At 39.2% G+C, this 22,760-nt stretch carries 18 protein-coding genes and 3 pseudogenes; 5 read left to right on the forward strand and 16 right to left on the reverse strand.

Features of this window, described 5'->3' with window-relative positions; all coding sequences use genetic code 11:
- Positions 1 to 41: 41 nt before the first annotated feature.
- Entirely contained in the window at positions 42 to 1,577 is a 1,536-nt protein-coding gene (locus tag P4S65_RS19855; protein WP_096794595.1) for a GGDEF domain-containing protein, read from the reverse strand.
- Positions 1,578 to 1,781: 204 nt separating this feature from the next.
- Between P4S65_RS19855 and P4S65_RS19860 the strand changes: the two genes are divergently transcribed.
- Together P4S65_RS19860 and P4S65_RS19865 are read left to right on the forward strand one after the other, a co-directional pair.
- Positions 1,782 to 3,569, forward strand: a complete 1,788-nt coding sequence (locus P4S65_RS19860; RefSeq protein WP_337121013.1) for a M61 family metallopeptidase — start codon at positions 1,782 to 1,784, stop codon at positions 3,567 to 3,569.
- 149 nt (positions 3,570 to 3,718) lie between these two features.
- Positions 3,719 to 5,890 carry a S46 family peptidase gene (locus P4S65_RS19865; protein WP_337121014.1) on the forward strand — a complete coding sequence of 724 codons (2,172 nt, stop codon included), beginning with the start codon at positions 3,719 to 3,721 and terminating at the stop codon, positions 5,888 to 5,890.
- A 105-nt stretch (positions 5,891 to 5,995) separates the two neighbouring features.
- Here P4S65_RS19865 and map read toward each other — a convergent pair whose 3' ends face one another.
- The gene (map, locus tag P4S65_RS19870; RefSeq protein WP_337121015.1) at positions 5,996 to 6,772 is read right to left on the reverse strand and encodes a type I methionyl aminopeptidase; all 777 of its coding nucleotides are present in this window, start codon (positions 6,770 to 6,772) and stop codon (positions 5,996 to 5,998) included.
- Complete coding sequence (locus tag P4S65_RS19875) at positions 6,765 to 6,971, reverse strand: ParD-like family protein (protein ID WP_024596935.1); 207 nt, start codon at positions 6,969 to 6,971, stop codon at positions 6,765 to 6,767. The genes map and P4S65_RS19875 overlap by 8 nt, the downstream gene beginning before the upstream one ends.
- A 210-nt stretch (positions 6,972 to 7,181) precedes the next feature.
- Here P4S65_RS19875 and P4S65_RS19880 point away from each other — a divergent pair.
- Positions 7,182 to 7,355 (forward strand): annotated as a pseudogene (locus tag P4S65_RS19880) (S46 family peptidase); the annotation flags it as partial.
- Positions 7,356 to 7,972: 617 nt separating this feature from the next.
- Here P4S65_RS19880 and P4S65_RS19885 read toward each other — a convergent pair.
- Positions 7,973 to 8,131, reverse strand: a complete 159-nt coding sequence (locus tag P4S65_RS19885; RefSeq protein WP_337121016.1) for a hypothetical protein — start codon at positions 8,129 to 8,131, stop codon at positions 7,973 to 7,975.
- An 866-nt stretch (positions 8,132 to 8,997) separates the two neighbouring features.
- Here P4S65_RS19885 and P4S65_RS19890 point away from each other — a divergent pair.
- Positions 8,998 to 10,269 (forward strand): O-acetylhomoserine aminocarboxypropyltransferase/cysteine synthase family protein, encoded by a 1,272-nt coding sequence (locus P4S65_RS19890; RefSeq protein ID WP_033029709.1) that lies wholly within the window; start codon positions 8,998 to 9,000, stop codon positions 10,267 to 10,269.
- Between the two features lie 34 nt (positions 10,270 to 10,303).
- On the opposite strand, the pseudogene P4S65_RS19895 reads toward P4S65_RS19890, so the two are convergent.
- From P4S65_RS19895 to hisG, 10 genes and pseudogenes are all read right to left on the reverse strand, one after another.
- A pseudogene (locus tag P4S65_RS19895) lies at positions 10,304 to 10,494 on the reverse strand (DUF1289 domain-containing protein).
- A gap of 2 nt (positions 10,495 to 10,496) precedes the next feature.
- Entirely contained in the window at positions 10,497 to 11,051 is a 555-nt protein-coding gene (locus tag P4S65_RS19900) for a hypothetical protein (protein ID WP_096794602.1), read from the reverse strand.
- Positions 11,052 to 11,170: 119 nt separating this feature from the next.
- Complete coding sequence (gene hisIE / locus P4S65_RS19905; RefSeq protein ID WP_096794603.1) at positions 11,171 to 11,785, reverse strand: bifunctional phosphoribosyl-AMP cyclohydrolase/phosphoribosyl-ATP diphosphatase HisIE; 615 nt, start codon at positions 11,783 to 11,785, stop codon at positions 11,171 to 11,173.
- Positions 11,776 to 12,555, reverse strand: coding sequence for an imidazole glycerol phosphate synthase subunit HisF (gene hisF / locus P4S65_RS19910; RefSeq protein WP_007376298.1), 780 nt, complete (start codon positions 12,553 to 12,555; stop codon positions 11,776 to 11,778). The genes hisIE and hisF overlap by 10 nt, the downstream gene beginning before the upstream one ends.
- Positions 12,537 to 13,271, reverse strand: coding sequence for a 1-(5-phosphoribosyl)-5-[(5-phosphoribosylamino)methylideneamino] imidazole-4-carboxamide isomerase (locus P4S65_RS19915; protein ID WP_096794604.1), 735 nt, complete (start codon positions 13,269 to 13,271; stop codon positions 12,537 to 12,539). Before P4S65_RS19915 ends, hisF begins: the two co-directional genes overlap by 19 nt.
- A 33-nt stretch (positions 13,272 to 13,304) precedes the next feature.
- A complete protein-coding gene (gene hisH / locus P4S65_RS19920; RefSeq protein ID WP_002960265.1) occupies positions 13,305 to 13,895 on the reverse strand; it encodes an imidazole glycerol phosphate synthase subunit HisH in 591 nt (196 codons plus the stop codon).
- Positions 13,892 to 14,953 carry a bifunctional histidinol-phosphatase/imidazoleglycerol-phosphate dehydratase HisB gene (gene hisB, locus P4S65_RS19925; RefSeq protein ID WP_008138596.1) on the reverse strand — a complete coding sequence of 354 codons (1,062 nt, stop codon included), beginning with the start codon at positions 14,951 to 14,953 and terminating at the stop codon, positions 13,892 to 13,894. The genes hisH and hisB overlap by 4 nt, the downstream gene beginning before the upstream one ends.
- A complete protein-coding gene (hisC, locus tag P4S65_RS19930) occupies positions 14,950 to 16,059 on the reverse strand; it encodes a histidinol-phosphate transaminase (protein WP_096794605.1) in 1,110 nt (369 codons plus the stop codon). The genes hisB and hisC overlap by 4 nt, the downstream gene beginning before the upstream one ends.
- Positions 16,049 to 17,350, reverse strand: a complete 1,302-nt coding sequence (gene hisD, locus P4S65_RS19935; RefSeq protein WP_008138593.1) for a histidinol dehydrogenase — start codon at positions 17,348 to 17,350, stop codon at positions 16,049 to 16,051. The genes hisC and hisD overlap by 11 nt, the downstream gene beginning before the upstream one ends.
- 5 nt (positions 17,351 to 17,355) lie before the next feature.
- On the reverse strand, positions 17,356 to 18,255 hold the full coding sequence (hisG, locus tag P4S65_RS19940) for an ATP phosphoribosyltransferase (RefSeq protein ID WP_007376294.1): 900 nt from the start codon (positions 18,253 to 18,255) through the stop codon (positions 17,356 to 17,358).
- A 419-nt stretch (positions 18,256 to 18,674) separates the two neighbouring features.
- Between hisG and P4S65_RS19945 the strand changes: the two are divergent.
- A pseudogene (locus P4S65_RS19945) lies at positions 18,675 to 18,910 on the forward strand (hypothetical protein).
- A gap of 89 nt (positions 18,911 to 18,999) precedes the next feature.
- On the opposite strand, the gene P4S65_RS19950 reads toward P4S65_RS19945, so the two are convergent.
- Positions 19,000 to 20,856 (reverse strand): cytochrome c/FTR1 family iron permease, encoded by a 1,857-nt coding sequence (locus P4S65_RS19950; RefSeq protein WP_337121201.1) that lies wholly within the window; start codon positions 20,854 to 20,856, stop codon positions 19,000 to 19,002.
- A 283-nt stretch (positions 20,857 to 21,139) separates the two neighbouring features.
- Positions 21,140 to 22,423: a cation:proton antiporter gene (locus P4S65_RS19955; RefSeq protein ID WP_337121017.1), complete on the reverse strand. Its 1,284-nt coding sequence runs from the start codon at positions 22,421 to 22,423 to the stop codon at positions 21,140 to 21,142.
- Between the last annotated feature and the right edge of the window lie 337 nt (positions 22,424 to 22,760).

Here is a 22,760-nt window from a genome sequence, read left to right on the forward strand (position 1 = left end):
ACCACTTCGTGATATCTTTTATTTAAAATAAAAATATCACATTATTTACTTATACAAAGACGATCCCGACCTGTATTTTTCGCTTCATAAAGAGCATCATCTGCTCGGTCAAAAGCGATTATAGGTGTATCGCCTTTCTTTAACTGAGTAACACCTAGAGAAATAGTTATTTCAATTTGTTTATCTTTAAATTTAAAAGGAATACTTTTAATTATCTTCCTCAGTTTATCAAGAGGGGCCGTAGCATTTATGAGCGAAGTACTAGGCATAAGTAAAACAAACTCTTCACCGCCATAACGGGCAATAAAATCTGATTTTCTAACAGATTTTTGTAGTGCTTTGGCTATAACTTGTAGTGTTATATCCCCAGCAGTATGACCAAATCTATCATTAATGGATTTAAAATGGTCAACATCAATCACCGCAAGAGTGACATCCGATGACTGAACATTAAATAGGTGTATTTCATGGTTGTAACGTTCATCAAATGCAGCACGATTAGGCAGTTTTGTTAAACTATCCAATAGACTTTTAAAACGTTGTTCGTTTAAGCGTTTTTTATATTTTGTTAGTTTGCTTTCAAGGCTACCAATACGACCATTAATTTCATCAAAGCTAGAAACCAGCATTTCTCTGTCAGTGCGTTCAAGTTTTTCTTTTGCAATAAAGTCTTTACTAAGCGATTTTAATTCGTTATCAACCAACTCTTTTAAAGATGATATAGAAGTTGCATTTTGTGTTTGCACATTAAGATTTTTAATTTTACTTTCAATGTTTTTATTTAAAATATCAAACTCAACTCCCATCGATTTTGAGTGTTTACTTGTTGATACAATCGAATGATGTAAATCTTCAAGTGTTTGGTTTAAAGAAGATAAAAAGCTTTGTGCCGATTTACGCTCTTTATTAATATTCTTTACAATAACACTAATTATATTAATAGAAGCCTTTAACAGTGCATCTAACGTGTCGCTTTCTGTAATACAATTTTTTATGTATTTAATTTCTTCAGTTGCTTCGTCTTCCAACACTAATTCGTTAGCTAATTTTAGTAATTCTTGTGCAAGCTCAGGTGTTGCAGTACATTCATCGTCAGACGCAGGTTCTAGTTTGAGACTTAATGTTTGATGATAAAAAGAAATTAGTTGGTCAAGTAAAGGTATAAAATCATGGGTAGAGTGCACTTGATTAATTTCGTGATCTAATAAATGGCGAAGTGTTCTACGTGTATCCTCTGGTAACCCTTTTGTTTTTTGCAGTTGTTTACCAGCATTCTGTACGCTGCTATACAAATCTCGTTGTTGGGAGAGTTGCACTGATTCTTGGTTTTTTAATAAAACAATTGTTTCACTTATCAATGGCGATAGATCTTCAAAGCTGACACCTTTAATGAGTGCAGCCCTGAACTTAGCAAGCCTATTGTCTAATTCAGTATCAAGGCCTTTACAACTCAATGATAATTTAGCTGAGAAATCAGAAAGAGTGTCCACCTGATATTTACGCGCGTCTTCAACAGCCATTCGGGCGTCAATTGCTTGTTTTAGTTTCTTATCTGTAGCGTTAGATTTATCAGACACCTAAGCTTACCGCCATCGTATTAGTTATATTATCTTCAGTTTACAACAAATTTTTGTTATGTGTAGTTATCTAACTAAAAACTTAGTAATTTTAGTAAGCTAATGCGTATAAACTCATGTACAAGACTCTTTATCGTATTTAATTCACATTTAAATCCGAGCTTGTTAATCTAGCTAATAATTAAGTTTCTATTAAGAGTTTTTATGAAAAAGTTATTAGCTTTATCGATTGTAGCTGCATGTTCTACTTCAGCTTTTGCTGATGTAAATTACGAATTAAAAATATCTGAACCACAGCATCATTTGGGTAATGTAAGTGTTGAATTTCCAAAATCAGCACAATCTCATATCGATGTAAAACTTCCTGCTTGGCGTACCGGGCGATACGAAATTTTAAACTTAGCCAATGGCGTACGTTACTTCAATGCAAAAGATGAAGATGGCAAAGAGTTAACGTGGGAAAAAATTGACCATAGTACATGGCGTGTACATCTTAATAAGCCAACAGAAGTTAATGTTGATTATCAAGTGTATGCAAATGAACTAGGCAAACGCGCCCGTCATATTGACGACAGCCATGCATTTATTGATGCATCAGGCTTTTTTATGTTTAGCGAGTCGTTTCGTCAAGAGCCAGTAACAGTCAATTTAGATATACCTAAAAAATGGCGTTCTGTATCAGGTATGGATAATTTAGAGGGTAAAAATTCATTCAAAGCAGCTAACTACGATGTGCTTGTTGATTCGCCAATAGAAACAGGTATAAATCAATTACACACATTTGAAGTAGATGACCGCGAATATGACTTAGTTGTATGGGGCGATGGTAACTACGATGTAGATTTAATGCTTACAGATCTGAAAAAGCTAGTAGCGACAGGTAATGTAATTTGGGATGGCTATCCGTATGAACGTTATGTATTTATGGTACATGCAACGTCGGGAGCGGGTGGTGCAACTGAGCATTTAAACTCTACTATTATACAACGCCCACGCGATCGATTTGGTAGCCGAGAAGATTACTTAGGTTTTATAAGCACAGCCGCACACGAATTTATTCATACATGGAATGTAAAAGCATACCGCCCACAGGGGTTAGTGCCGTACGATTACACGAATATGAATTACTCTAAACTACTTTGGATCGCAGAAGGTTCAACAAGTTACTTTGAAGATCATTTATTAGTGCGCTCAGGCATTCAAACAACAGATGAATTTTTTAAAGTAATGAGTAAAACAATCAACCGTCATTTACAAACACCGGGCCGTGAAGTGCAAAGCGCAAGTGAAACAAGTTTTGATAAATGGATTAATCAAGGTGGCGATCACGCACGTAACTACAGCACCAATATATATTCAGAAGGTTCGTTACTTTCACTTGCTTTAGATATCGACTTACTAGAAAAAAGCCAAGGTAAAATAAGCTACCGCGATGTGCACAAAGCACTTTATAACAATCATAAAATGCCAGCAGGGTTTACAGACGTAGATGTGCTTAACATTTTAAAAGATTTAACAGGGCGTGATTACTCAAGCTGGTGGCAAAAAAATGTAGAATCGCCTGCAAGTATCAACTTTGATGAGTTACTTGCTAAAGTGGGCTTAAAATATGAACGACCAGAAAAAGCAAAAGCGCTTGCGAGTATTGACGCCACCGCTAAAAATACCGGTGAGTTACTAACACTAAGTTACGTTCGTCGTGGCGGAAGTGCATGGGAAGCGGGTTTAACTACCGATGATAAAATTGTTGCTATAAATAAGCATCATGTAGGTAAAGATTTAAAAACGAGCCTAGAAACATTTAAAGCAGGCGAGAAAGTAACCGTTGACTATATTCGTCGCGATGCTCTTGATAGCTTAACATTAGTATTATCAGAAGATTTTGATAAACCTAAAAAAGTGGTTGCTAATAAAGACGCTACGCTTGAACAAAAAGCGCTATTTAAAGCGTGGATAGGTGTAGAACACCCTGCAGATGTAAAAAAAGACTAAAAGTGATTTAAATCTAGTTTAAATACATTAATTTAAAGTAAGGGAGTGTGTGCTCCCTTTACTTTGTTATTTATCCATCTTAGTAATGGCTCAATTATTTAATAAGTAAATCGGTTACTATCGAACAAACAAATAAAAAGGATTCTATAATGCGTTTAAAACCTATTGTAGCTACATTAGCAGCCACATTTTCTTTATCACTTGCAAGTAGTGCCATAGCCGACGAAGGCATGTGGCAACCACACCAACTTCCAGAATTAGAATCAATTTTAAAAGCCAAAGGGCTTGAAATTGATGTTGAATCTATTTCTAAATTAACCGAATTCCCAATGAATGCGGTAATTAGCCTAGGTGGCTGTACAGCATCGTTTGTATCGCCTAAGGGTTTAGTTGTGTCAAACCATCACTGTGTTTATGGCTCGGTGCAATACAATTCAACACCTGAAAACAACATATTAGAAAATGGCTTTTTAGCTAAAAGCCCTGCTGAGGACTTACCAGCAGCGCCGGGTTCACGCGTATACGTCACAGAAACAGTTACTAATGTGACTGACAAAGTTAGTAAAGGTATTGAAGAACTAAGCGGTAAAGCACGCTACGACGCAATAGTAAAAAACGAAAAAGCGCTAGTAGCCCAGTGTGAAGCCGACGAAAGCTACCGTTGTAACGTGTATTCGTTTCATGGTGGTTTAGAGTTTTACCTAATTAAGTCACTTGAAATTAAAGACGTACGTTTATCTTACGCACCAGCTATGGGCGTAGGTAAATACGGTGGCGATATAGATAACTGGATGTGGCCGCGCCACACAGGAGACTTTGGTTTTTACCGAGCTTATGTAGGCAAAGATGGAAAACCAGCTGAGTACAGCGAAGACAACGTACCTTACGTACCTGACTCTTACCTAAAAGTAAGTGCCAAAGGCGTGCAAGAAGGCGACTTTGTAATGGTTACAGGCTACCCAGGGCGTACTAACCGCTACCGCATAGCAACAGAGGTAGATAACGTATTTAACGACAGCTACCCTAAAGCACGCGTTCATAACTCAAAATACGTGTCGCTTATTGAAGAAAACTCAGAAGACGGCAGTAAAGCGCGTATTGCTTACGAAAGCACCATTGCAAGTTATAACAACTATATTAAAAACTATGGTTCGATGATCGAAAGCTTCAAAAAAGGTACTATGCTTGAGCGCAAAAAACAGTTTGAGCAAGACCTAACACAATGGATCAATAGCGATAGTGAGCGTAAAGAGCAATACGGAAGCGTATTAGGTGAGCTATCTGAGCTAATTGCACAATCACAAGAGCACAGTGAACGCGACCGAATGTTAGGTTATGTACATCGCTCACAAATGATCAGCACAGCACGACGTTTATACCGCCTAGCTTACGAAAAACAAAAGCCAAATAGCGAACGTGAATCTGGTTATCAAGAACGTGATTTACCTCGCATTAAAGCGGGGCTTGAGCGTATGAGCCGCCGTTATGATAGCAAAGTAGATAAAGCTATTTTACTGCACTTTTTAGAGCTGTATGCAGCACTTCCAAAAGAAGAGCGTTTTAGCGAAGTTGATAACGTATTTAAAGTACAAAATGGGTTTGATAAAGCAACTCAAAGCGCGTTACTTGATAGCATGTATGAGCAGTCAAGACTCGATAATGCCACTGTTCGCAATTCATTATTTGAGCAATCGTTTAGCCAGCTAAATCAAAGCCAAGACCCATTTGTGCAGTATGCTAAAGCCATATTTAAAGTAATGAAAGCACAGGAAGATAAATCAAAAGCACTTGCAGGTAAATTACAAGCAGCTCGCCCAGAGCTAATGAGCGCAATCATTGCGTTTAACAAAGCTAAAAACAAACCTGTATACGCCGATGCCAACAGCACACTCCGTGTTACCTATGGCACCGTAGGCGGCTACTCACCTCAAGACGGCTTGGTAGCAACACCTTTTACCTCGCTTGAAGGATTACTAGCTAAAAACACCGATGTTGAACCATTTAATGCACCTAAAAAGTTACAAGAGCAAATTAAAGCCAAGCTTTACGGTGATTACACGGGCGGCATGAATACAGTACCAGTAAACTTTTTATCAAATGTAGACACTACCGGTGGTAACTCAGGTTCGCCAACACTTAACGGCAAAGCAGAGCTTGTTGGTTTACTGTTTGACGGTGTTTACGAAAGTATTATTGGTGACTGGGATTACAACCCTGAGCTTAATCGCTCAATCCACGTTGATTCACGCTACATGCTGTGGGTAATGGATAAAGTAGATAATGCACAAAACTTATTAGACGAAATGACAATCGTAAAATAAGTAATTAGTGAGATAACAGAAGGGCGCTTACTGTAAAGGAAGCGCCTTTTTTATTAATCATAATGGGTTACGGTTTGTATACGTCAGTAGCATAACTTAGTTTTGCTAAGCACGCTTCTCTTCATCGCGAAGTGTTAAAACTTCGAAGCCCGTTTCTGTTACTAGAACGGTATGTTCCCACTGAGCAGAAAGTTTCTTGTCTTTTGTTACGACTGTCCATCCATCTTTTTTAGTTTTTACCTTCTTGGAACCTTGGTTGATCATAGGCTCTATAGTAAAGGTCATACCTGCTTCAAGCACTAACCCTGTATGAGGTTTACCATAATGCAAAACTTGCGGCTCTTCATGCATTTCTTTACCAATACCATGACCGCAATATTCACGTACTACACTATAACCAGAAGATTCAGCGTGCTTTTGAATAGCATAGCCAATATCACCAAGCTTTGCTTTTGGCTTTACCACCTTAATACCTTCCCACATAGCATCATAAGTCGTTTTAACCAATCGTTTGGCTTCTGAGCTTGTCGCTGCAAAAGTATACATTTTACTTGAATCACTGATATAACCATTTTTCTCTAAGGTAATATCAATATTTAAAATATCTTTGTTTTTTAATTTATAAATATTATTGGGTACACCATGGCACACTACGTCATTAACAGATGAGTTCAATGAATACCGATAGCCATATTGGCCTTTACTGGCAGGACGAGCATGTAACACATTGGTAATATAGCTTTCTACTTTAGTGTCTATATCTAACGTAGTTATGCCCTCGCAAATAAAATCATCAAGCATTTTAAATACCTGAGCTAAAAGCTTTCCTGACTCTCTCATGAGCTCAATTTCTGCATCAGTCTTTATTGTTGCTTTACTCATGCAAAAGATCCTGAATAGTAAGCTTTTCTTTTATGAGTTGTTTTTTAATTATTTCATGGTAGGTAAGTGTCGGATTTAACTCAGCAAGCATGCCTATTTTAATCCAAAACTCTGCTTGTGAATTGATAGATCTGGACATGATATTACTCGATTTTCTAATTTCTTCATGCAGCCCATCTGATATTTTCACTATTCCCATTATATATACCGTATATGATTTATATGCAAATCGTATACATTGAGGGTTGTTATGTCAACATAGATCTTTTACAGTATGTTTTTGCTCACTACCCTTTGTGTTTATATTTAATTATACGGCTAGCACTTTTAAACTGTATTTTTAGGTTAATGAATTTAATGATTATAGTATGCCTGTAGGCAGGAGTTTACTTCGCTCAAAATAATGATTGTTAACTTTTTATTAAATGATGACCCAACAGGTGGTAACTCAGGTTCGCCAACACTTAACGGTAAAGTAGAGCTTAATCGCTCAATCCACGTTGATTCACGCTACATGCTGTGGGTAATTGATAAAGTAGATAATGCACAAAACTTGTTAGACGAAATGACAATCGTAAAATAAGTAATTAGTGAGATAAGAGAAGGGCGCTTACCGTAAAGGAAGCGCCTTTTTTGTTAGGGCTGGATTAAAACCGATTAATAAATTTTTCTTCTTTATACAGGAGTTTAACTCGCACAAATATAGTAAAACCGTAAAGCGCGGCATAAAGCACTGCCCACCAATATAACGTCAGCCCTGTAGGCTGGAGTTTAACTCGCACAAATATAGTAAAACCGTAAAGCGCGGCATAAAGCCCCGCCCACCAATATAACGTCAGCCCTGCAGGTGGGAGTTTACCTCGCGCGCAGTAAAGCAGAAACGCAAAAACTCGGTATAAAGCAGCGGCTACGAGGGCGTTCAAAATTCTGTGTCATCCTAATTCTTTTGTTTGGCATTCTATCTAAAATAACTGAAAATCTAAGTTAAGATTTTCCATGACTCTTAGCGAGAGACTGCCGCTGAAATACAAGCTGTCTTTCGCCAATGTTATAAGTCATGATGCCGCAATTTCTAACAGATGCTTATAGATAGATGTCCTATGTTCACATTGAGTTTTTAGTCTTGCAATCCATGCATCCAACTGTTTTGTAGGTTGAGTTTTAAAGTTTACCTCAATATGTAAGTTCGAAAGAGGCTGATTAAATATTAGAAATAGGTTTACTATTTTTTAACTCTTCATCTAAGATATAAAGCTCATCAAAATAATTACGATAAGCTTCTGCAAGTAGTCTATGCTGGTCATCCAGCGATCTAAATTGAGATGTCACCCCATCGGTCAGAAATTCTGATCTTTTCAACGTGCCATCTTTTACAAATCTTTCTTTTTTATCAAGCAGAATGTTTAGCTCTACTGTGGCTTTGATACATTGATTGTTTTGTTCTTTGACTTTTTCGAGAACTTCGATTGCTAATTTGAATTTTATTTTAAAGCGCTCTGCCTTTTTCCAACTTTGTAATCCTATACAGGCGACGATTAATGTAGATAAGGGAAATAATACTTCACATAGAAGCTTTAAGTTTGCAAGTATATTTGTCGCTGACCAAATACTGTTACCAAGAAAAAACGGTAATCAATACCAGCATGTAAGAAAGGGTGATTTGCCAGTTTTTGTCATTTTTACTACCAAGTGCGTCATGATGTATTAGGGTCTGTTGATCTTTGCGGATTAAAATTTGTTCAAATTAGGGGCTGTTTAATCGCGGCGCGAGGTTTGTAACCTAGTGGGCTAAGTAAGAACCGAGCAACAAGGAGTAAATAGCCCCTAGGAAGAACCCTTTGGGCAGCGCCTGTTTGGCATTAATGCTGCGTTATCGCCCATTTATGGGGAATAGCCACACTACATAGGCTCTGCCTTGCCTAAATACCAAACAGACTGCTGCAAATTTAACCTTGAAAGATCAACAGACCCTAGTCTCTTGTCAAAATAAATTTGGCTATAAGCCACTAAGTTACTTTATACATTTTTTCATTGAGCTAAGATTCTTTACTCAATGCGAATAAATGGATTCACATCTTGCATTTTGCACACTGCTGCGTGCTTTCGCCCGCTAATCACCGCCTTTAACTTAAATCAAACCACCTCAACACCCTTTAATATATTTCATGTGCATTTTATAACCAAGAAGTGCTAGGTTAGTGGTAAATTAATTGAAGGAAATAATTATGAAATTAGAGTCATTAGCACTGCACCACGGTTACGAATCTGAGGCTACGACCAAATCGGCAGCCGTGCCTATTTATCACACTTCTTCTTATACATTTGACAATACGCAGCATGGTGCTGATTTATTCGATTTAAAAGTACCTGGGAATATTTATACCCGCATAATGAACCCAACCAATGCCGTACTTGAACAACGTATTGCCGCGATGGAAGGGGGCATTGGTGGGCTGGCTGTTGCCTCTGGGATGGCTGCTATTACGTATGCTATTCAATGCTTGTGCGAAGTAGGCACTAATATTGTAAGCACCAGCCAAGTATATGGTGGCACGTATAACTTATTTGCACATACCTTACCTAGGCAAGGTATTGAAGCACGCATGATTAAAGCCGATGACTTTACCGCGTTCGATAATGCAATTGACGACAACACTCGCGCTGTTTTTTGTGAATCTATTGGTAACCCGGCAGGTAATATTGTTGATATTGAACGTTTAGCACGTATTGCACACAGCAAAGGTGTGCCGCTTATTGTTGATAATACCGTGGCTACGCCGTATTTATGCCGCCCATTTGAGCTGGGCGCCGATATAGTGGTTCACTCACTGACAAAGTATATAAACGGGCACGGTACTGCTATTGGCGGCATGATTGTCGACTCAGGTAAATTTGATTGGAAAGCGAATGCCACGCGCTTTACAATGATGAACGAGCCCGATCCGTCGTATCACAATGTGGTTTATACCGAAGCTTTTGCTGAAGCTGCATTTATTGGACGTTGTAGAGTAGTGCCACTTAGAAATACCGGCGCAGCGCTTGCCCCTAAAAACGCATCTGACATTTTAATCGGCCTTGAAACCTTAGGCTTAAGAATGGATCGCCACTGCGAAAATGCACAGCACCTGGCTGAGTATTTAGAAAATCATCCAAAAGTGCTTTGGGTTAATTACGCAGGGCTTAAATCAAGCCCGTATAACGAAATGAGTCAAAAAATTACCAGTGGTAAAGCATCGGGTATTTTAAGCTTTGGTATTACGGGTGGCCTAGAAGCGGGTACTCGTTTTATTGATGCGCTAAACATGATTTTACGCTTAGTTAATATTGGCGATGCCAAGTCGCTTGCGTGCCATCCTGCGTCAACTACACACCGCCAACTAAATGATGAAGAGCTTGCTAATGCGGGTGTAAGTCGCGATTTAATCCGTTTGTCAGTCGGTATTGAAAACATTGCAGACATAATTGCCGATGTAAGCCAAGCGCTCGATAAAGCATAACGTTAATTTAAAGCCTTGAGGTATCGAGGCTTTATTATGTTTTTCTTATATCAACTCGTGGTGTTTCTAAAATCGCTTTTTTTCATCTTCAGATAATATTATCCAATCAAATATTTCTTCGTTGGTACGCCCACAACCGGTGCAGTAACCGCTGCGCCTTTCGCATATTCCTAGGCAATCAGTTTTAAATTTAGACGATTTTTTGTTTTGATTTAATTGGCGCATTGTTAAAGTCCTAATGGTGGTGCAATTTCAAAGCGAGAAGAAAACCCATTACCTTCTTGATTAGTAGCAAGTGTAATGACAGGGGTTTTAGTATCAAGGACAAAGGTGCTGTAAATTGAACTTGCTGTTTCTTTTTGGCTTTCAAACCAGCCTGCTTTGGTTAAGCATTGGCGTAATTGCTTAGCCAGTTTTTGATGTGACTTTATTGTTTGCGTTTGTGTTTTAACAGGTGTTTGGCATTGGTAGCTTGCTTGCCCTGACTTATTTAAAGTAACCGTACAGTTTGCTCCAATCATATGAGTATTAGTACGCCATTGATTAGTAAACTGGTTATTTACTTTATCTGTTTTGATTGAATTAAAACCAGACTCATAACCATTTAATAGGTTATTTATGGTGCTGCATTCACCGGGTGTTACTGTGGTTTTTACAGACTGATTCGTTGTAGTAGTGGTTGTTGTAGTTGTAGTCTGATCAGTTTTGCTTGTACAGCCCGCTAAAATAAACGCGGTAACTAAAATAAATGCGACGAAGGAAGGAGTAATATAGTTTTTCATAGTTCACAGTAACCGATTAATTGAGCCTTGCACTATACCATATATAATTTACTCAACTAAAAGCGAAAAACAAAAAGGCCCATAAAATATGGGCCTTTTGTAATTTGCTTTAGCAAGTGCTATTTATGGCGACCTTGCAAGCATTTAACTACATCTTCAAGGGCTAAGCCTTGGCGTTGTAGTAATACTGTCAGGTGATAAATTAAATCAGCAGATTCGTTTGTTAGCTCATCGTTATCGTGTTTCATAGCGGCAAGGGCAACTTCTACGCCTTCTTCACCTACTTTTTGACAACTACGGCTTAAGTCTTTTGCAAATAATGAGGCAGTGTAGCTTTTTGATGGGTCGTCATTTTTACGCGCTACAATCACATCTTCTAATTGTGCTAAAAAGCTTAAACTTGGTTTTGCTTCATCACCAAAACAGCTTTGTGTGCCTAAGTGGCACGTTGGGCCTTCTGGATTGGCAAGTACTAAAATTGAATCGTAGTCACAATCTGTATGCACAGATACTACGTTTAAGTAGTTTTCTGATGATTCACCTTTAGTCCATAAACGCGATTTTGAACGCGAGTAAAACGTTACCTTATTGGTATCAAGCGTAACAGCGAGTGCTTCGCTGTTCATAAAGCCTTGCATTAAAATAACACCCGAGCGGGCATCTTGAATAATAGCAGGGATCATGTCACTTTTAGCGAAATCGACTTGAGCTTGGTTTTGTTGTGTTACTTGCATAATCTTGCTGCCACTTGGTTATCTGTTAAAAATTGTTTTAGTTCGCCAATGTTAATCACATTTTTATGAAAAACGCTGGCGGCTAATGCACCATCTACTTTGCTTTGTTTAAATACATCAACAAAATCTTGCATACTACCCGCACCGCCAGAGGCGATTAAAGGAATATCACACAGCTCGCGAATTTTACTTAGTTGCTCGTTGTCGTAACCGTTACGAACGCCATCTTGGTTCATACAGTTTAATACAATTTCGCCTGCGCCTAGGTCTTGTACGCGTTTAACCCATTCTTGTGTTTTATAGCGCGTACGGCTTGATGCATTAGGATCGCCGGTTAATTGATACACTAAATACTCGCCGGTAATTTCATCAAAAAAGCTGTCAATGCCGACTACAACACATTGCTTACCAAACTCATCGTGTAATTCTTTAATAAGTTCAGGGCGCGCAATAGCAGGGCTGTTGATGCTTATTTTATCAGCACCGCGTTCTAAAACACGCGCTGCATCAGCCACTGATTTAATACCGCCCGCTACACAAAATGGAATATCGATATTTCGTGCAATACTTTCTACCCAATTTACATCAAGTAGGCGTTTTTCAACGCTTGCACTGATTTCGTAAAAAACCAGTTCATCGGCGCCAGCTTCGCTGTAGGCTTTAGCCATTGTTAAAATGTCGCCAACAACTTCATGGCCTTTAAACTTAACGCCTTTAACTACTTGGCCGTCTTTAACGTCTAAACACGGGATTATGCGTTTTGATAACATGCCAGTGCCTCCTCAACGCTAAATGCACCATCAAGCAATGATTTACCTAAAATAACGCCGCCCACACCGAGCTCTTTAAGCTTTTTAATGTCATCTAGTGAGCTTACGCCACCTGAAGCTTGCACTTTGATTGTGCTGTTATGGCGAGTTAAATCTTCATATAATTCAAACGATGGACCCGTCATAGTGCCGTCTTTACTGATGTCCGTGCATAAAAAATCGATAACACCTAAGCTCACATAAAAATCTACCAGCTCAAGTAAACCAAATTCAGATTCACTTAACCAACCGTGCGTAGCAGGTGCCCAGCCCGTGGATGTTTTATTTACATCAAGAGCAATTACAAAATGCTCTGCGCCAAATTGTTCAATCCAGACTTTTACTTGTTCGCGTTTTTCTACTGCCATTGAACCAATAACCACTTGGTTTGCACCGGCTTTAAGCCAATCACTTACATCTTGCTCTGAGCGAATACCGCCGCCCACTTGGTACGGTACGTTAAGTGCTTTGGTCGCAGCTTGAATATGTTTCCACTGCTTTTTACTTGGATCGCGTGCACCTTCTAAATCAACAAGGTGTAGTTTACCTGCGCCACTGTCGGCGTATTCTTTTAAACGCGAGCCAAGTTCGAAAGGGTAAAACTGTGCTGTGTCGTATTTTCCTTGGTACAAGCGCACAATTTGATTTTGTAATACGTCTAATGCTGGAATAATCACAAATAATCTCTTTTTTGTTAGTTAATGGGCAGCTTACAACTGCCAATCAACAAAATTTTGTAATAAACGTGCGCCAACTTTTGCGCTGCGCTCTGGGTGAAATTGCATGCCTGCGTAATTGTCTTTAGCAACAATGGCTGAAAAGGTTTGACCATATTCGCCGCTCACTAATGTGGCGTCGTTTACGGTGTGCGCAAAGCTGTGAACAAAATACACTTGCTCATCGAGCGTCAGCCCTTTAGTTAATGCATGCTCTTTGTTAACGCTTAAGTTATTCCAACCCATATGCGGCGACGTTAAATTGCCTACATCAAGCGCTTTTACTTGCCCTGGTATTTTACCCAAGCACTGTACGTTACCTTCTTCGGTACTTTCGCACAGTAACTGCATACCTAAACAAATGCCCATAAGCGGGCGCTGGTATTCATTTATAGCTTGTTGCCAGCCGTTATCTACTAGGCGTTTCATAGCAACCGACGCGTGACCTACACCTGGCAATATAGCGCGCTCAAAACCCGCTAATTGCTCTGGTGATGTAATTACTGTTGGCGTTTGGCCTAAGCGTTCAAACGCAAAGCGTACTGAATTAATATTGGCACAACCGGTATTAATTATGGCAATCATAAACATCCCTTAGAGCTGGCTGTTTGTTGGGTCGTGTCTTGTGCCACTGCCATACGAAGAGCACGTGAAAACGCTTTAAATAAGCCTTCTACTTGGTGATGACAGTTACCATCGCTTACCGATAAAATAAGGCTAATGGCGGCGTTATCACTTAAGCTTTTGAAAAAGTGCTCAACCATTTGCACGTCTAAATCGCCTGCTTTTTCGCGGCTAAAGTTAGCGTTTAATACAAATGATGCACGACCCGATAAATCAATTTGTGCTTCAGCTTTACATTCATCCATAGGAAGCGCAAAACCATAGCGCGCAATTTGCGATTTAGTACCGAGGGCTTGTTTTAGTGCAACACCGAGTGCAATACCAATGTCTTCAACAAGGTGGTGCTCATCTATGTGTAAATCGCCTTTGGCTTTAATATTTAAACCAATGTTTGCGTGAGTACGGATTTGATCAAGCATGTGATCAAAAAAGCCAAGGCCGGTGTCTATGCTGCCATTTTTAGTTTGATCTAAGTTTATGGCTACATCAATTTGGGTTTCTTTGGTGTTGCGTGTAACACGACCTTCGCGGTTTGCGGTGGTCAATTTAGTTACTATGGCACTCCAATCGCCGTCGTATAAAATACCTTCACAACATAAGTTTTGTGCAAGGCCAATATCGGTCTGGCGATCGCCAATAACAAAAGAGCGCGCTAAGTCTACTTTGCCAGAGCGCATAAGCTCGGTAAGTAAGCCCGTTTTAGGTTTACGGCAATCACAGTTTTGCTCGTCAAAGTGTGGGCAAATTAATACTTCGTCAAAGCTAATGCCTTGGCTTTGCATTATGTCCATCATTTTGTCTTGTGCTATGTCAAAATCAGCAGTAGGAAAGCTATCTGTGCCTAAACCATCTTGGTTAGACACCATTACTAAACGGTAACCTGCCGCTTGTAATTGTAATAACGCAGGAATAACACCAGGTAAAAATGCTAGCTTTTCAAGGCTATCTACCTGTTTGTCGGTAATTGGCTCTTCAATAATAGTGCCGTCGCGGTCTATAAATAAATAGGGGTTACTCATGATACTTCGTTTCCTGCTAAAGATGCTGCGGTAGCCGGCGTTTGTAAGCCATCTAACCAAATTTTTACTTGTTCAAGTTCTTGTTCACTGCCAATTGAAATTCGTAGCCAGTCGTCTTCACCGTATAGTGTAAAAGCGCGCATAACCAAACCTTGCTCAAGTGCAATTTTAAAATAGTTTTTATCGGCTAATTTTAAAGTAACAAAGTTACCTTCACCAGTGAGAATTTTTAATGCAGCAGGGGAGGCGTTTAGCCAATCTACCAACTTAGCTTTTAAGCTATTTAAAATAGTAACTTGGCGGCGCATTGATGTAATTACATCGGGTGCAATTGCTTGCGCTGCAATACTTGCTACAACACCAGATACCGGATACGGCGCAATGACTTTACGAATTGGCGCTAGTGTTGCTGCTTGTGCAAGCGTAAAGCCCGTTCTGAGCCCTGCTAGCGCAAAGGCTTTAGAAAGCGTGCGCAAAACCACTACATTACTAAACTCATTAATAAGTTTTGTGGCGCTTTGCTCTGGGCAGAACTCTATATAGGCTTCGTCAACAATAACCAGTGCTTTACCCATAAGTGCTGTTGCAATCGCTTTTACTTTATCAAGTGGTGTTAGGCTGCCCGTTGGATTATTTGGGTTACAAATAAATACCAGTTTTGAGTTGCCCACTGCCTCAACTATTTCATCAACACTGCCACTTAATAATAATTCTTGGGTAAGCGCGTTAATACTAACGTTGTGTGTATCGGCGGTAACTTTGTACATACCGTAGGTTGGTAAAAATAGCGCAATACTATCTTTAGCTGGCTCACAGTATGTGCGCACTAAAAGCTCAATGCCTTCATCTGCGCCGCGCGTCATTAATACATTTTCGCTTTCAAGCTCTGTATAAGCGGCGTAACGGTCAATAACCAGTTGCGGTTGTGGGTCGGGGTAGCGATTTAAATCCTCAATACTCAGTTCAAGATTTTTAGCATACGGGCTTTCGTTAGCATTTAGCCACGTAGTACCGGTTAGCTTTTCACTTTTTGCAGAGCTGTATGCAGCAAGGGCTGCAATATTCTTAGGTAATAAGCTAGACGCTTGTGCGCTCTCATTGCTCATTTTTAATTGCCTCTAAACGAATTGAAACCGCATTAGCGTGGGCATCAAGGCCTTCTGCATCTGCAAGTGGTAAAATTGCTTTTGAAAGCTGCGTTAAACCACTTTTAGTAATTGTTTGCACTGTGTATGTACGGAAAAAATCAAGCAAATTTAAACTCGAGTAAGTTGCACTGTAACCATATGTTGGTAACACGTGGTTAGTACCCGATGCGTAATCGCCTGCAGATTCTGGTGTGTAGTCACCTACAAATACTGAGCCTGCATTTTTAACTTTATCTAGGTAAGGTGTTGCAGCGCCTAGTTGTAAAATCAAGTGCTCTGGGCCGTATTGCGCCGATACGTCAAATGCTTGCTCAACTGAATCAACCAAAATAAGTGAAGAATTAGCGAGCGCTTGCTCGGCTGTTTCTTTGCGGCTCAAATTAGCTAACTGGCGTGTAAGTGCCTGCTGAGTTTGTTCTATAATACTTTCGCTGTTACATAGTAAAATAACTTGCGAGTCTGCCCCGTGCTCTGCTTGAGAGAGTAAATCGGCGGCTATAAATTCTGGGTTTGCACGTTCATCTGCAATAACTAATACTTCAGAAGGACCTGCTGGCATATCAATTGCCATACCTGGGATAGTTTGCGCAACGAGCTGTTTAGCCATTGTTACGAAGCTATTACCTGGGCCAAAAATTTTGTTTACTTTAGGAACTGATTCGGTGCCATAAGCCATTGCTGCAATTGCGCCTGCGCCACCACTTTCTATCAAAGTAGTAATGCCACATAACTTAGCTGCATATAAAATAGCAGGGTTAATTGCTTTGTCACCTTGTACCGGCGTAGCTAGTACAACGGTTTTAGCGCCGCTTAACTGTGCTAATACACCTTGCATAATAACCGACGATGGCAGTGGAGCACTGCCACCGGGTACATAAATACCGACTGCTTCGATGGCTTGATATTTCAGTTCACATACAACGCCTGGTTGGGTCGATAATTTAATATCTTTTGGCAACTGCGCTTCGTGAAAACGTTTAACGTTTGCATAAGCGGTATCAATTGCGTATTTAAGCTCTGCACTTAGTGCTTGCTCTGATGCGTTAATTTCATCTAGCGGTACACGCAAACGTGGGTTAGCTCTATTATCAAACTCTTTGGCCATGCTAAGTAAGGCCTCATCGCCTTGCTCTTTTACATTAGCTAAAATAGTTTTGCATATTGCTTCAACCTTTGCGCTTACAGAAACTGCAGGGCGCATTAGCGCCGCGGCTTGTACTTGTGAAGATTCCTCATTCCAACGAAGCATGGTACTTACTCCATCATTTTTTCAATTGGCATAACTAAAATAGAGTTAGCGCCTAGGGCTTTTAACTGCTCCATTGTTTCCCAAAATAATGTTTCGCTGCTTACCATGTGCAGTGCTACGTATTCTTCATTACCAGCAAGGGCAAGTAGAGTAGGTTGACCAGAACCAGGTAAAATTTCACAAATTTCATCAAGTTTATTTTTTGGTGCGTGTAGCATGATGTATTTGCTTTCTTTAGCTTGTCTAACACCACGTAGGCGCGGCATAAGCTTATTGATTAGTGCTAGTTTGTCAGCGTCTTGCAGATCTTTATTTTGAATTAAACATGCGTTTGATTCTAAAATTGTATCACCTTGAATTAAGCCGTTAGCTTCAAGTGTTGCGCCAGTAGATACTAAATCACAAATTGCATCAGATAAACCTGCACGTGGTGCTACTTCAACAGAGCCAGTAAGCATTACTGTACTTGCGTTGATGCCTTCGCGCTTTAACCACTGAGTTAAAATTTCAGGGTAGGTAGTTGCAATACGTTTGCCTTCAAACCAGCTCTTATCGCGAGCGCCTAGCTCTTGTGGCCATGCAAGTGCAAGACGACAGTAACCAAAATCTAGTTTTGAAAGTTTGTTTACTTCGCTGGGAACACCTTGACGTTCACGTTCTGCTTGAACTTCTACTAGTACGTTTTCGCCAACTATACCTAAGTCACATACACCGTCCATTACTAAACCCGGAATATCGTCATCGCGCACACGTAGTACGTCAATTGGCATATTAGTTGAGTGTGCAATTAAGCGTTGTTCACGAAGGTTAAGTTTAACACCTAACTGTTTTAGTAGATCTTGACAATCTTTAGATAGGCGGCCGCCTTTTTGGATGGCGATACGTAGACGATTACTGTTGTTCATTATTCATTTTCCTTTAATTTAAAAACTAAAAACCCCGAGAGGAACCTCAGGGCGAAAATGAATCAATGTTATTTGAATCGCCAGAGGTTCCTTTTAGGAATAACCTCTCAGCGAAAGACCTGACAGGTTATTCCGGTGAATGGTGGTGATGATGTACTGTTGTCAGGTTTAAGCGCATTTTTTGTCCTATGTAACTGCCCGTAAGTTCGCAAACGTGCAGTTGTTATTTGTTTAAATAAATTTCGCATTCATAAAAACATAAACGGCCATATTATGGCAAGTTTTTTTTAGCTTAATTAAAGCATATGTTATAACTGTCGATAATATTAAGATAATAAGCGCAATTTTAGCGAATAATTGTTTGTTTATCATTCAAATTTAGCATTTTGATAATCAAACAGTTAAATAAGGAAGTACGTATGGATATCATGATCCCTTATTTAGGAAGAATCACCAGGCTAGAAGTTGAGTCAAAAGGCGCTTTCCATATTGCGGGTGTGCAAAGTGGATCGGCTACTGAAAAAGTTGAACTAGAGAATAAAAAAAGGCGTGAGTTACAGAAAAAGAAAAAGCTCAATATGCTTGATGATCAAAGTAGTAAAAAAAGTCTAACGTAGACGATGACGAAAACCCCCATTTAGATACATGGGCATAGGTTACAGTTAATAGGTAACAGTTACTTATATATTGCTAGAGTTTAAAAAGGGAAGTCTATAAATAGGCTTCCCTTTTCTGTTGAACTAATTAGTTTTGACTTTTACTTTTTAATAGATAAAAGCTAAATATTGCAAACACACATACCTGAGCCACAATACCTTGCCATGTCGATTTTATACCAAGCCATGCTATATCAAAGCTTATTGGTAGCGACGCAATACCTATTATATCGGCCTCTTGTAATGCAATAACGGCTTTGCCCATAAGCACAAACGAGAGTGCAAATAGTAGGTAAGTGGTAATGGCAAAAAACTTAGCCACCGGTAATTTAATTGAGTATTTAATTAATACCCACGTAATAATAGCCAGTATTGCTATAGCTATCGCAAAACCCGATGCAATAGATGAATATTGAGCAGGTGAGCTTTGCGTTAATAAAGACTGATAAAACAATACGGTTTCGAATACTTCACGGTATACGGCAATAAAAGAAAGCCCCGCTAATCCCCATAATGTACCCGACTCAAGGCGCTTATCTATATTGTCTTTTATGTATTTTTGCCATTGCTGCGCACTTGTTTTACTGTGCATCCATACGCCAACATACAGTAAAATTACAGCGGCAAACAATGCGCCAACACCTTCCATTACTTCGCGGCTCGCACCACTTATTTCTATTAATGTTTGCGCAGCAGCCCACGTTAAACCACCAGCAATAAGTGCTGTTATCCAACCAATATGTACATATTTTAGCGCATCTTTGCGTTTAGTTTTAATAAGCACAGTCATAAGGGCAATGATAACTAAGAGTGCTTCTAAGCCTTCTCGCAGTAATATAACTAAACTTGCTGAGAGTAGCGCGCCGTCAGTTAGCTTAGTTTCGTTTAGCATGCTATCTGCTTTAGCGAGTTGAGTTAGTGCGGCACTTACTTTTTCGGCAACAACAGCCGTATCTTTTTCGTTTTTGAATGTTTGGCGCAGGTTCATCAGTTGTACTTCGATGTTTTTACGCAGTGTTTCATCGTAGGCATTTAAGTTGTTTTCAACAAGCTCAAAGCCATCTAAGTATGCGCTAATTGCTAAATCACTTGCTTGTGAGTAATTGCCTTTAGCATGTGCGGCTTGCGCTGCAAGTAACTGCGTGCGAGTAACTGTTATCGGATTTTTGTTAGCGCTAAATAATTGCTCTGGATTACCACGAAGCCATTTAACGTAATGTGCTTGTGCTTCACTTTGACCTGCCGATAATTGTGCGGGGTTTAGGTTTACAATCTGCGAAGCGGTAATGTTTTGTTCTACAGTTTGTGGTTTTTGAACATCTTTAAATGCCAAGCTACCTACATAAAAAGCTAAAGACCATCGTTGTTGTTCATTAAATTGGGTAAAAGCAACCATAGGTGTGTCGTCAATGCCGTTACTTACAGCGTCAAACAACCCCATTAAAGAGCGGTTTGTTGCGCGTTCTTCATCGGTAAAGTTGGTAGGCTCTGGCGATAAGTTTTTTGCAAGCGGGCCGTCGCCTTGACCATTTGGGCCGTGGCACATTGAACAGTTAGCAGCAAAAAGCGCTTTGGTTTGCTCAACGGGAAGTAGTGATGTAGGTAACGATAGTTGCGGCATAAAGGTAAGTAGTGACTCACGAAGTGCTGAGCTTGCTGCACGTACATCTACAACACTCGATTTATTAGCAATCGCTGTATGCAGTGCTTTAGCTTGTGCCTTTACTGTATCAAACTCATTGGTTTGGCTTGATAGTTGTCCAGCTTGCTCAATAATGACGTGCGAAAATTCAGTCATTTCTTGATATTCGTCAGGGTCAAGTATTTCACCATTTCCAACAGCTGCCACGTAATCTACACCTACATACTCTGCAAGCTGTGCAATTTGTTTTATTTTTGTTTGCTCATTAGGTGAGGCCGACACATTAAAGCTTGCCATAGCCATTATAAAAAGCACAAAAAAACAATGAAATTGATGTTTGCCCAGAGATACAAAATTAAAAAACACGTGAGAATTATTTTTGGACATTGAAAAGCCCTACAGAGGAAAAGCCAAAATTATAATTGTTTTCATTTGTATTTCAAGCGGATTAATTTAAACAAAGCAGATAAATAAAAAGGATAACAATTTATAGAACTTTAAAGTGTTTTTGTAACACGAGAGTAACAGTAACCAAGTGATTTATATAATAACTTGGTTACTGATTTGATTGCTCACAAAGCATTTATTACTTTGCTTGCTCAGCTGACTTAATGCTGCTTTGAATAAGCGGCGAGATAGTTAAACCTTGTACAATAATAGAAAATATAACCACAACGTAAGTAACAATAACAATAAGGTTGTGTAAGTCAGAGCCGCCTACAAAAACTTGCTCGCGAGGGATTGCTGCCGCCATTGCAAGTGCAAGTCCGCCACGTAAACCACCCCAAGTTAATATTTTAACACTGTGCTTGTCGTAAGTTCTAAAGCGTTTAAAGATAATAAACGGTGCTCCAATACTTATAAAACGCGCTAGTAATACAGCCGGTACCATTAACAACCCTAAGCCAATTTCCCCGATTGTAATAGGCATAGTCACAATTAGCATACCTATTATTAAAAACAGTAGGGCATTTAAAAAGCTATCGGTTGCATGCCAAAAATCTTTTACGTAACGAGTATCTTCAGGCCCCGTGCGCTCGGTTGCTTTAGTACGAGTAATGTTACCCATTAATATGCCGCTCGTTACCATGGCAAGTGCGCCTGATATTTCCCAAATATTTGCAGCAGCAAAACCTGCAGTAGGAATAGTTAAGGTTATCAATAAACGAATATTTACATCGCGGCTGTTAATAATTAAAAAGTGGCCAACCAAAGCGATAACCAAACCAAACGCAATACCGCCTAGGGCGTCTACAAAAAAGAGTGCTGCTATATCGCCAAATTGTGCATCGGTGCCATAAAAAGCAACCGAAAAAATGGTCGTAAATATTACTAAACCAATACCGTCGTTAAATAGCGACTCACCTTCTACTTGAATTGAGATTCCTTCTGGCGCTCGCATTTGTTTAATAATAGCAAGTACAGCAATAGGGTCGGTTGGGCTAATAAGCGCACCAAATAATAAACAATAAATAAAAGGCACTGGCCAGCCAAGAAAAGCAAATAAGTAAAAGCTTAAGTAGCCAACAATAAAAGTAGAAACAAGAGTGGAAAACAGTACCAACACCGTTATTTCCCAGCGTTGTTTTCTAAGTGCTAACAGGTTTATTTCCAGTGCACCTGCATAAAGCAAGAAACCTAACATACCTTTGAGGAGTAATTCGTTAAAGTTAATACTCGAGACGATTTTTGTCATTTCTAGTGCGTTTTGATCGCCTAATAATTTTACTGCAACAATCAAAAGTAAAGAAATAACAACCGAGCCTGTAGTTATTGCAATAGTAGTTTGCATTTTGAGGATGTACTGATTTGCAAAAGCAATAAAAATAGCAAGTGCAGAGAGAAAACAAATGAGGTACCAAGCATTCATTTAATAACCTTAATTAACGAGAAAAACATATTGTTAAGCGGAATCTAAACATGCCTATGTTACTCCCGAGATATAGCTATGTCACAGTGTTTGTTAGACAATTTGTATTTTTAATAAAAATAGTTTTGGTAAATAAGAAATTAAAGATGTTAAAGCTTCAGCCGCGCCTTTAAAAATAGGTTTGTTTTTTAGGCCCTTTGTTAAATTTAATAGTGTTTGTATTGTAAAAATCACTTTATTAAATTTATACACTTAATTGTATTATTTTTATTTCAATATGTTACTCAAAGTAAATAAATGTTTACATTGTGTTAATTAAATGTTTTTAATATTTGGT

The organism is Pseudoalteromonas sp. B131b (assembly GCF_037162545.1).
Lineage (GTDB): Bacteria > Pseudomonadota > Gammaproteobacteria > Enterobacterales > Alteromonadaceae > Pseudoalteromonas > Pseudoalteromonas fuliginea.

Excerpts from the sequence above, each read along its gene's own strand:
- P4S65_RS19860 (WP_337121013.1), top strand. The coding sequence starts at position 1,782 with ATGAAAAAGTTATTAGCTTTATCGATTGTAGCTGCATGTTCTACTTCA.
- P4S65_RS19865 (WP_337121014.1), top strand. The coding sequence starts at position 3,719 with ATGCGTTTAAAACCTATTGTAGCTACATTAGCAGCCACATTTTCTTTA.
- map (WP_337121015.1), bottom strand. The coding sequence starts at position 6,772 with ATGAGTAAAGCAACAATAAAGACTGATGCAGAAATTGAGCTCATGAGA.
- P4S65_RS19875 (WP_024596935.1), bottom strand. The coding sequence starts at position 6,971 with ATGGGAATAGTGAAAATATCAGATGGGCTGCATGAAGAAATTAGAAAA.
- P4S65_RS19890 (WP_033029709.1), top strand. The coding sequence starts at position 8,998 with ATGAAATTAGAGTCATTAGCACTGCACCACGGTTACGAATCTGAGGCT.
- P4S65_RS19900 (WP_096794602.1), bottom strand. The coding sequence starts at position 11,051 with ATGAAAAACTATATTACTCCTTCCTTCGTCGCATTTATTTTAGTTACC.
- hisIE (WP_096794603.1), bottom strand. The coding sequence starts at position 11,785 with ATGCAAGTAACACAACAAAACCAAGCTCAAGTCGATTTCGCTAAAAGT.
- hisF (WP_007376298.1), bottom strand. The coding sequence starts at position 12,555 with ATGTTATCAAAACGCATAATCCCGTGTTTAGACGTTAAAGACGGCCAA.
- hisH (WP_002960265.1), bottom strand. The coding sequence starts at position 13,895 with ATGATTGCCATAATTAATACCGGTTGTGCCAATATTAATTCAGTACGC.
- hisB (WP_008138596.1), bottom strand. The coding sequence starts at position 14,953 with ATGAGTAACCCCTATTTATTTATAGACCGCGACGGCACTATTATTGAA.
- hisC (WP_096794605.1), bottom strand. The coding sequence starts at position 16,059 with ATGAGCAATGAGAGCGCACAAGCGTCTAGCTTATTACCTAAGAATATT.
- hisD (WP_008138593.1), bottom strand. The coding sequence starts at position 17,350 with ATGCTTCGTTGGAATGAGGAATCTTCACAAGTACAAGCCGCGGCGCTA.
- hisG (WP_007376294.1), bottom strand. The coding sequence starts at position 18,255 with ATGAACAACAGTAATCGTCTACGTATCGCCATCCAAAAAGGCGGCCGC.
- P4S65_RS19950 (WP_337121201.1), bottom strand. The coding sequence starts at position 20,856 with ATGGCTATGGCAAGCTTTAATGTGTCGGCCTCACCTAATGAGCAAACA.
- P4S65_RS19955 (WP_337121017.1), bottom strand. The coding sequence starts at position 22,423 with ATGAATGCTTGGTACCTCATTTGTTTTCTCTCTGCACTTGCTATTTTT.